Source organism: Frankia sp. AiPs1 (assembly GCF_023716945.1).
Taxonomy (GTDB): domain Bacteria; phylum Actinomycetota; class Actinomycetes; order Frankiales; family Frankiaceae; genus Frankia.
This window is the reverse complement of the sequence record NZ_JAMQQF010000209.1, coordinates 1-9,367: the sequence shown is the minus strand read 5'-3', so window position 1 is coordinate 9,367 and position 9,367 is coordinate 1. Positions and strand designations below refer to the sequence as shown.

Below are 9,367 nucleotides of genomic sequence, written 5' to 3'. Positions count from 1 at the left end.
GGGCGGGGCCGGCGGGGCCGGTCGCGGCGATGGCGCGAGCGTGATCGGTGGCGTGAGCGCGGTCGGGGGCGTCCGCCGGGACCAGCCTGGGGACGAACAGGCCGGTGCAGCGGGCGGCCTGCTGGTCCTCGCCGCCGGGGGAGGTCAGGGCGGCGCCGAACCAGGCCAGGGTCTGGTCGTCGAGGTCGGCGGGCAGGTCGACGAGGCCGCCCCAGCCGGCGGGGTTCTCCAACGCCAGGGTGCGGCCGAGTCCCCAGAGCATCGCCTGTTCGGGACAGGTCAGCGGGTCGTGCGGGCCGGTGCTGACCGCGCCGCGGGTCACCACCCACAGCGGCGCACCGACGCCGACGTCGTGCATGGCCTGGGCGAGGGCGACGGTCAGGGCGAGGCCGTCGGTCAGCGCGGGATGCGCCCGGTGCGGGGCGCCGTCGAGGCCGAGCAGGGACAGCACGCCACCCACGGGGGCGCGCTCGGCGAGCACGTCGAGGGACAGGACCGCGGCGAGGCGGCGGCGGTCCGCGTCGGCGCCGGCGAGGCGGACCACGACAGCCCGACCGCCCATCCGCTCGACGAGCCAGGACACCCGGGTCACGGTCTCGTCGTCGACACCGGCGGCCGGGACCAGCACCGGCCAGGTGCCGGACAGCGGCGGGGTCGGCGCCGCCTGGGCGATGCTTGCCGCGATGGCCGCCGCCTCGGGCAGCGGACGCCACACGGTGCGATAACGCCAGGTGTCCGGGTCGGCGGCGCGGATCTGCTCGGCGGGCTGCGGGGAGCGCTGAGCCGGGATGACCGGGGCATGCTCCAGCCAGTGGCGGCGGCGCTGGAACGGGTAGGTGGGCAGCTCGACGCGCCGGCCGTGGGCGGCGTCGGCGCCGATCGCCCGCCAGTCGACGTCGAGCCCGTGGACGTCGAGCGTGGCGAGCGCGCCAAGCAGGGTCTCGGGTTCGGGGCGCCGGGCCCGGGTCGCGGCGACCGCGAGCGGTTCACCGGCGGACTTGGCGGGGTCGGCGGGGTCGGCGAGGCAGGCCGGCAGCAGCGCGGTGAGGACGGCGTCGGGTCCGAGTTCGAGGAAGGCGCGGGCGCCGGCGTCGTGGAGGCGGCGGGCGGCGTCGTGGAAGCGGACGGCCCGGCGGACGTGGTGGACCCAGTGGTCGGGGGTGGTCAGCTCGGCCGTGGTGAGTTCGCCGGTGAGCCCGGAGACGATCGGGATGGTGGGGGGATGGTAGGTCACCTGCGTGGCGACCGCCCGGAAGCGGTCGAGCATGTCGTCCATGTGCGGGGAGTGGAAAGCATGGCTGACGGTGAGCCGGCGGGTGGCGTGGCCGCGGGCGGTCCAGTCGGCGGCGATCTTCTCGGCCAGGTCGGCGTCGCCGGCGATGACGGTGGCGGTGGGGCCGTTGACGGTGGCGATCTCCACCTGGCCGGCGAGGCCGGTGAGGGAGGCGGCGACGTCGGCTTCGCCGGCGCGGATGGCAATCATGGCGCCGCCGGGGGAGCAGGACTGCATGAGCCGCCCGCGGGCGGCGACCATGGTGATGGCTTCGTCGAGGGTCCAGATCCCGGCAACGTGGGCGGCGGTGAGTTCGCCGATGGAATGTCCGGCGAGCAGCCCCGGGGTGAGGCCCCAGGAGGTGACGAGGCGGTAGAGGGCGGTTTCGAAGGCGAACAGCGCGGGCTGGGTGTATTCGGTGCGGTCGAGTGCGGCAGCGGTGGCGGTGGGCGAGGCGGCCGGCGTGAACATGACCTCGCGCAGCGGCCGGTCGAGGTGGCGGTCGAAGCGGGCACAGATCTCGTCGAGGGCGTCGGCGAACACCGGGTAGGCGTCGTAGAGTTCCCGGCCCATCTCGGCGCGTTGGCTCCCCTGCCCCGTGAACAGCACCGCCAGCCGGCCGTCGGCCACCGCGGCCGTCACCGTGCCGCGCACCAGCCCGCCCGCCGGCCGACCGGCCGCCAGCGCGTCGAGCGCCCGCGCCAGCCGCGTCCGCGACCATGGTTCGTCGGCTGGATCCGCCCGGGCCCCGGTGGTCCCGGGCGTCGTGGTGGTCGCCGGGTCTGCGGTGGTCGCGGGGTCTGTGGTCGTTCCCGGGACTGTGGTCGTTCCCAGGACGGTGGTGGTCGCCGGGTCTGGGGCGGTTCCCGGGTCTGTGGTGGTTCCCGGGATTGCGGTGGTTCCCGGGATGGTGGTGGTCAACGGGACTGCGACGTCGCGCGGCGCCTGGACGTCATGCGTGGCCCCCAGGATGATGACCGCCCGGTGCTCGAAGCGGGGGCGCTCGGCCAATGTGCGGCCCACGTCGGCAAGGTCGAGCTCCCGATGGGCCGCCAGGTGCGCCTCGAGTCGCCGCGCCTGCGCCCGCAACGCACCCTCGGTGCGGCCCGCAAGCATGACCGGCAGCGGCGCCGTCGCGCCGCCATCCTCGGTCGCGCCGCCATCCTCGGTCGCGCCGCCATCCCCGGTCGCGCCGCCATCCCCGGTCGCGCCGCCATCCCCGGTCTCGCCGGCACCGGTCTCGCCGGTCCCGGTCACGCGAGCCGCCGACTTGGTGGGCAGGGCGTCGGGGTGCGGCGCCCCGGCGGGCGGGGCCTCCTCGATGATCACATGGGCGTTGGTGCCGCTGACCCCGAAGGCGGAGACGCCGGCACGGCGGGGCCGGTCGGGGCGGCGGGGCCAGGGGACGTGCTCGGTGAGCAGGGCGACGGCCCCGGTCGTCCAGTCGACGTGCGGCGAGGGCTCGCGGACGTGCAGCGTGGGCGGCAGGGCCTCGTGGCGCAGCGCCTGGACCATCTTGATGACGCCGCTGATACCGGCGGCGGCCTGGGCGTGGCCGATGTTCGATTTCAGCGAGCCGATGTGCAGCGGCTGGCCGTCGGGGCGGTGCTGGCCGTAGGTGGCAAGGAGGGCCTGGGCCTCGATCGGGTCGCCGAGGGAGGTGCCGGTGCCGTGCGCCTCCACCGCGTCGACGTCGGCCGCGGACAGGTCCGCGTTGGCCAGGGCCTGCCGGATGAGGCGCTGCTGGGACTGTCCGTTGGGGGCGGTCAGCCCGTTGGACGCACCGTCGGAGTTCACGGCGCTGCCGCGCAGGACGGCGAGGACGGGATGGCCGCGCCGGCGGGCGTCGGAGAGTCGTTCGAGGAGCAGGACCGCCGCGCCCTCCGCCCAGCCGGTGCCGTCGGCGTCGGCGGAGAACGCCTTGCACCGCCCGTCCGGCGCCAGCCCCCGCTTGCGGCTGAACTCCAGCAGCATGCCCGGGGTGGACATCACCGTGACCCCACCGGCCAGCGCCAGGTCGCATTCCCCCGCCCACAGCGCCTGGCCGGCCAGGTGCAGGGCGACCAGCGAGGCGGAGCACTGGGTGTCCACGCTCAGCGCGGGCCCTTCCAGGCCGAAGGTGTACGCGACCCGTCCGGCGATGACGCCCGAGGCGTTGCCGGTGAGGAGCTGGCCCTGCGCGTCGGCGGGCGCCCGGTGCCAGGCCGGGCCGTAGTCCTGCAACGACACGCCGGTGAACACCCCGGTGCGGCTGCCCCGCAGCGTCCGGGGGTCGAGCCCGGCTCGTTCGAACGCCTCCCAGGAGACCTCCAGCATCAGCCGCTGCTGCGGGTCGACCGCGCTGGCCTCGCGCGGTCCGATGCCGAAGAACGCGGCGTCGAACTGGTCGACGCCGGGCAGGAACCCGCCCCGATCAGCGTAGGTGGTACCGGGATGGTCGGGGTCCGGGTTGTAGAGACCCGCCAGATCCCAGCCGCGGTCCTGCGGCAACCCCCCGACCGCGTCGCGTCCGGCGTGCACCAGCTCCCACAGCGCCTCCGGTGAGTCGGCGCCGCCCGGCAGCCGACAGGCCATGCCGACGATGACGACCGGATCCGCGGCGGCGGGGGCGCCGGTCAGCCGGTGGGCGACGGGTGTGTCCACTCGCTCCGTCATGCCCAGCAGGTCGGCCCGCAGGTGGGCGAGAAGGGCCGCCGGCGTCGGCTGGTCGAAGAACAGGGTGGCGGGTAGCCGCAGACCGGTGGCCTCGGCGAGGCCGGTGCGCAGGCGGCTGGCGAGGTGCCGGTAGACGCCGAGCCGGCGCCAGGGGGCGAGCCGGTCGCGGCGGGCGGCGCCCTCGTCTCCGGTCACCAGCGCGAGCTGCTCGTCCAGCAGGTCGAGGAGGAGATTCGTCTGGTCGGCCGTCGACAAACCGGCCAACCGGCGCCGCCATCTATTTGCTGTCGCATCGGACCGTCCAGGTGACGAGTCCTGGATTTCCGCTGTCTGGCCCATATGAAATTTCTCCCGGCGTCATGTCATGTGGCGGCTACCGGTCGGACTGGTGCGGCCCGGTTTCGCGAGGCCATGTCTACCACGGGTGACGCTATCCCGGAACGCCGATACCGAATCGCGTTTCTCTGTCGATATCGCATATTCGCCGCGATGAGGACCGGACTTGGCGCGGCATTACCCCTAATCCAGTGATACCAGTTCTCGGGTGTCGGAGCGGGCCGGCCGCATGGTAAACGGTACGGACGCAGCATGTCCATCGAGCGGGCATCTGACGGGGCGTTCACGGCGGCTGCCCCCGAAAGTGTGCGCTGCCGGGTGAAGGTCGCGCGGCGGGCCGTACTGGCGGTGTCCCCGGCGGCAATGTCGGCCGACTTCGGTTCGGCGGGCTTCGGCCCGCGCATTGGGCGCCTCCGGGCGTCCGCATTCGGGTTTGTCGCCCGGGGCCGGGAAATGTGGTGCGAGTCGAGTCCGCCCGATCGACCGGGCCGACGGATACTGGTCATCCCCGTCCCCGCTAGAAGGAGCCGCCACGTGCCGACCCCGCTACCGCCCTACCGGTTCGCCGCCGGAACCGCCGTCGTGACCGGCGCCGCGAGTGGCATCGGGGAGGAGACGGCCTACGAGCTCGCCGGCCGCGGCAGCAACCTGGTGCTGCTCGACCGCGACGCACCGCGTCTCGCGGCCGTGGCCGCCCGCATCTGTGCCCGCCACCCACGGCTGCTGGTCGACTCCCTGACCGTCGACCTCGCCGACGCCGATGCCGTCGACGCCGCGGCGGCCCGCGTGCTGGCCGACCATCCCGGGGTGACCCTGCTGGTCAACAACGCCGGCGTCGCGCTGGGCGGCGGCTTCGAACAGCTCTCGCTGGAGGAGTTCGACTGGGTCATGGACGTGAACTTCCGGGCGCCAGTTCGGCTCACCCGCCTGTTGCTGCCGGCCCTGCTCGCCAGCCCGGGCAGCCACATCGTCAACGTCTCGAGCCTGTTCGGACTTATTGGACCCCCCGGTCAGACGGCGTACTCGGCGAGCAAGTTCGCCGTGCGCGGCTTCACCGACGCGCTGCGCCACGAGCTGGCCGGCCGCGTCGGCGTCACGGCGGTGTTCCCGGGCGGGGTGCGCACCCGGCTTGCCGAGACGGCACGGGTGGCCCGGGCCGTACCGAGCGACGAAGCCGAGGCGGGCCGGCGCGACTTCGCGAAGATGCTCAGCTACCCGGCCGACGCCGCGGCCCGGGAGATCCTCGCTGCCGTCGAGACCCGCCGCGCCCGCGTGGTCATCACCCGCCAGGCCCGGATGGTCGACACCGTCGCGCGCCTCTTCCCGGCGTCCCACATGTCGATCCTCGGCTACGTCCTCACCCGTGCCGCCCGCGTGGCCACCGTCAGCCGCCCCACCACCGCTGGCTCCGCCACCACCGCCGCCCCTGCCATTCCCGTCACTGCTGGTCCCGCCTCCAGCAGCCCCGTCGCCGGCAACGCGGCCACCGCCGGCTGAGGGGTGGTCCGCGTGGCGGACGACGGCTGGGCCCGCGGATCGGTGCTGGCTGCATGGCGCTCGGGCGGCTGCTGTCCTCAGGCTTGCCGGACCAGTTGCAGGACCGACGCGAGGTCCCCTACCTCGGCGACAAGCGACGCCCAGGCCGGCCGCTGCCGGTGCGTGCGGTTCATCCAGACGACGGGAATGCCAAGCGCGTTCGCACCGGCCACGTCGCAGGCCAGTGAATCGCCGACGTGCCAGACCTCGCCCGCGGCGAGGCCGAGCCGGCCGAGGGCAGAGTGCTCGTGTGTCAGGCGGTCGAGGGCGAGCCGGAACGGTTCCGGTCGCGGCTTGTAGGCTCGCGCCTGCTCGCTCGTGATGATGGCGTCTACCCGGAGCGCGTGAGCGTCGAGCGCCGCGTCGAGATCGGCGCGGTCAATGTCCGAAACGAGGCAGACCGGCAGTTCGATTTCGGCCAGGAAGGCCGCCGCGCCGGGCAGGAGCGACGGCCGCCGCCAGTAGTCGAACAACCGCTGGCTGAGCGATTCCTCGTCGGCAGCCGCGCCGAAATGCCGAATCGTGTCCCGCAACGACCGGCGTTCCAGCTCCCGCTGGATGGCAAACGCGGGGCCCGCGGCCTCGGCGCACAGCCGGGCAAAGGTGTCCGACCAGTATCGGCCGATCGTCGCCGGTCGCCCACGTGAGCCGTCGCGGTCTGCTGGATGCTGCGGCATGCCGCGGCCACCAGGGCGTCGTCATCGGCGACGACGGTGCCATAGAAGTCGAGCAGGATCGCGCGCGGCCGGCTCATCCGTCCTCTCCCGATGGGAATCCTGGGTGCTGCTCAGCGGTAGGTGGCCGGATCGACCCGCCGGAAGCGGCTGTCGTCGGTGGGGCTGGCGACGCCGCCTAGTGTCTTGTGATTCCGTTTCCTTTACTTAGGTGGATTGCCGGATAGGGTGATCTTGTGGTGTTGGGGGATGCGGAGCGGATGGAACTGTCGGCGCTGGTCAATAGTCGGGAGGTGCCGGCGAACGTGGCGACGCGGGCGCGGATCGTGCTGTGGCACGCCGAGCAGACGCCGAAGGCGCGGATCGCAGAGTTGGCGGGAGTATCGCGGCCGACGGTGGATCTGTGGCTTCGCCGGTACGAGCAGGGCGGAGCGGGTGCTCTGGTCGACCGGCAGCGCGGAGCGCCGCGGGAGCAGGTTCCCGCGGCGGTGCGGGCCCGGATCGTGGCGTTGACCCGGATGACGCCACCGGCGGAGACGGGCCTGTCGCACTGGTCGACCCGCGAGATGGCCCGGTATGTCAGCCATGTCGGCGGCGTGTCGGTGTCCTGGCATTACGTGGCGAGGGTGTGGCGAGAAGAAGGACTACGACCGCATCGCCAGGGCACGTTCAAGCTGTCCGCCGATCCGGCCTTCGCAGGCAAGGTCGCGGACATCATCGGCCTCTACCTCGACCCTCCCGGCGGCGCAGTCGTGCTCTGTATCGACGAGAAAACCCAGGTCCAGGCTTTGGACCGCACACAGCCACTGTTGCCGATCAGCTTCGGGGTCAGCGAGAAACGTACCCACGACTACGTCCGCCACGGCACCACGAACCTGTTCGCCGCGCTCAACACCGCCACCGGAGAGGTCTTCGGTGAATGCCGGCCGGTCCGCGACGGAGCCGCGTTCCTGGCCTTCCTCACGAACGCTGTCGCTCCTCACACTGGACGGGAGATCCACGTCGTCCTGGACAACCTGTCCACCCACACCACCCCCGAGGTGCACGCCTGGCTGGACGCCAACCCGCACGTCCACTTCCACTTCACCCCGGTTGGTTCGTCCTGGATCAACCAGATCGAAACCTGGTTCGGGATCATCACCCGCCAGGCCATCCGCCGCGGCACCTTCAGCTCCATCCACGCCCTGACCCGCCAGATCCGCGACTACATCACCCACTGGAACAGCCACCCCGAACCCTTCACCTGGACTGCCACCGCAGGCGAGATCCTCGCCAAGGTCCGCCTCACCCAGACCAGCATCCGCAAACTCGTCGACAACAACCGAAACCGCCACCGGTAAGCAAACAGGATCACGAGACACTAGTAGATGGCCTGGAACTTCGTGAAATCGTAGGTGAACGGCTCCCTGCCGTTGCTCGCGGTGATGAGGAAGGGCCTGCCGTGGTTGTCGACCTCCTGGATCACCTCCCCGTTTTCGGTCGCCACCCGGAGGCGGAGTGTGAACGAACAGGAGTGCCGGTCGGTCCGCGCCGTTGTGACGGTGGTTATCGCCGGTGGGCGGTTCATCCGGCGGTGGGGGTGAGGATTTCCAGGAAGTGGCCGGAGGGGTCGGGGAAGTAGACGCCGCGGCCGCCGTTGTGGCGGTAGGTCTCGCCGGGGTGTCGCCGAGTGGGATCGGCCCAGTAGTCGATGCCGGATTGCCGGATCCGGTCGAAGATCACGTCGAATTCCGGTTCCGAGACGAGGAAGGCGTAATGCTGCGTCGGGATCGTCGGCTCGTCGCTGGTGGCGAAGTCGAGCGTGACGCCGTTGCCGGTGACCACGGGCAGGAAGGGGCCGGTCGGCGTCCCGACGGACAAGCCGAGGATCCCCGCCAGGAACTCGGCGGATTCGCGCCGGTCCCGCGCGACGACGATGGTGTGGTTGAGCTGGACGGACATGGTGCACCACCTCCACCCGCCAGTGTCCGCCGCCGCCCGTCGCGGCAACAGTCGAACGGGGGAGCCTGGCGGCGTCGGCGGACGCCCCTCCCGCCCGCTCCCGTCGGCGTGATCGTCGGCGTCTGACGGCGTCAGCCGGTGGGGACGAGGAGCTGGGTGGTCGCCAGGTCTCGGTAGAGCGGGTCGGTCGCCAGCAGCTCCGCGTGGCTGCCGATGGCGCGGACCCGGCCCGCCTCCATCACGATGATCTGCCGGGCGCCGACGACGGTGGACAGCCGGTGGGCGACGACCATCACCGTGGTCGTGCTCGCCGCGGCGGCGATGGTGTCGCGCAGTGCGAGTTCGTTGCCGGCGTCGAGCGCCGAGGTCGCCTCGTCGAGCAGCAGCAGCCGGGGTCGGCGCAGCAGGGCGCGGGCGATCGCGATGCGCTGGCGTTCCCCGCCGGACAGGGTGCCGCCGCGGTGGCCGATCCAGCCGTCGAGCCCGCCGGGCAGCGCCGCCACGAACAGCTCCAGCCGGGCCTGGCGCAGCGCCTCGTGCAGGGCCTCGTCGCCGACGCCGGTCAGGCCGAGGGTGAGGTTCTCGCGCAGGGAACCGGCGAGCACCGGAGCCTCCTGCTCGACGTAGCCGATCGACCGGCGAAGCGCTGCCAGGGGCCAGTCCCGGACGTCGCGGCCGTCGACGAGGATCCGCCCGGCGCTCACCTCGTAGAACCGCTCGAGCAGCAGGAAGATGCTCGACTTGCCGGCGCCCGACGGGCCGACGACGGCGGTCATCCCGCCGGATGGGACGGTGAACGACACCCCACGATGCACCGGGGGCAGATCCTGCCGGTAGGCGAACTCGACACCGTCGAAGGCCACCGCCGCGCTGGTGGCCCGGCCGTTCGGGGCGGTGCTCGCGGTCGATGCGGCACGCCTGGCCAGCGGGGCGCGGCGGACGACGGCGGGCC

General features: G+C 72.7%; 6 protein-coding genes. 2 read left to right on the top strand and 4 right to left on the bottom strand.

Going from position 1 to position 9,367, the window contains the following annotated elements; translation table 11 throughout:
• The coding region (locus ND748_RS17910; protein WP_285902306.1) for a beta-ketoacyl synthase N-terminal-like domain-containing protein at positions 1–4,267 on the bottom strand (4,267 nt) is incomplete at its 3' end.
• Positions 4,268–4,798: 531 nt separating this feature from the next.
• Between ND748_RS17910 and ND748_RS17905 the strand changes: the two genes are divergently transcribed.
• Positions 4,799–5,761: an SDR family oxidoreductase gene (locus tag ND748_RS17905; protein ID WP_251746951.1), complete on the top strand. Its 963-nt coding sequence runs from the start codon at positions 4,799–4,801 to the stop codon at positions 5,759–5,761.
• A gap of 77 nt (positions 5,762–5,838) precedes the next feature.
• On the opposite strand, the gene ND748_RS17900 is transcribed toward ND748_RS17905, so the two are convergent.
• Complete coding sequence (locus ND748_RS17900) at positions 5,839–6,333, bottom strand: HAD family hydrolase (protein WP_251746950.1); 495 nt, start codon at positions 6,331–6,333, stop codon at positions 5,839–5,841.
• A 401-nt stretch (positions 6,334–6,734) separates the two neighbouring features.
• On the opposite strand from ND748_RS17900, the gene ND748_RS17895 reads away from it, so the two are divergent.
• Positions 6,735–7,814, top strand: coding sequence for an IS630 family transposase (locus tag ND748_RS17895; RefSeq protein WP_285902307.1), 1,080 nt, complete (start codon positions 6,735–6,737; stop codon positions 7,812–7,814).
• A gap of 223 nt (positions 7,815–8,037) precedes the next feature.
• Here ND748_RS17895 and ND748_RS17890 read toward each other — a convergent pair whose 3' ends face one another.
• Both ND748_RS17890 and ND748_RS17885 read right to left on the bottom strand, forming a co-directional pair.
• Positions 8,038–8,415 (bottom strand): VOC family protein, encoded by a 378-nt coding sequence (locus ND748_RS17890; protein WP_251746948.1) that lies wholly within the window; start codon positions 8,413–8,415, stop codon positions 8,038–8,040.
• Between the two features lie 131 nt (positions 8,416–8,546).
• The coding region (locus tag ND748_RS17885; RefSeq protein ID WP_251746947.1) for an ABC transporter ATP-binding protein at positions 8,547–9,367 on the bottom strand (821 nt) is incomplete at its 5' end.

What these genes read in the sequence shown, in the direction of transcription:
- ND748_RS17895 (WP_285902307.1), top strand. Translation starts at nt 6,735, where the DNA reads ATGGAACTGTCGGCGCTGGTCAATAGTCGGGAGGTGCCGGCGAACGTG.
- ND748_RS17890 (WP_251746948.1), bottom strand. Translation starts at nt 8,415, where the DNA reads ATGTCCGTCCAGCTCAACCACACCATCGTCGTCGCGCGGGACCGGCGC.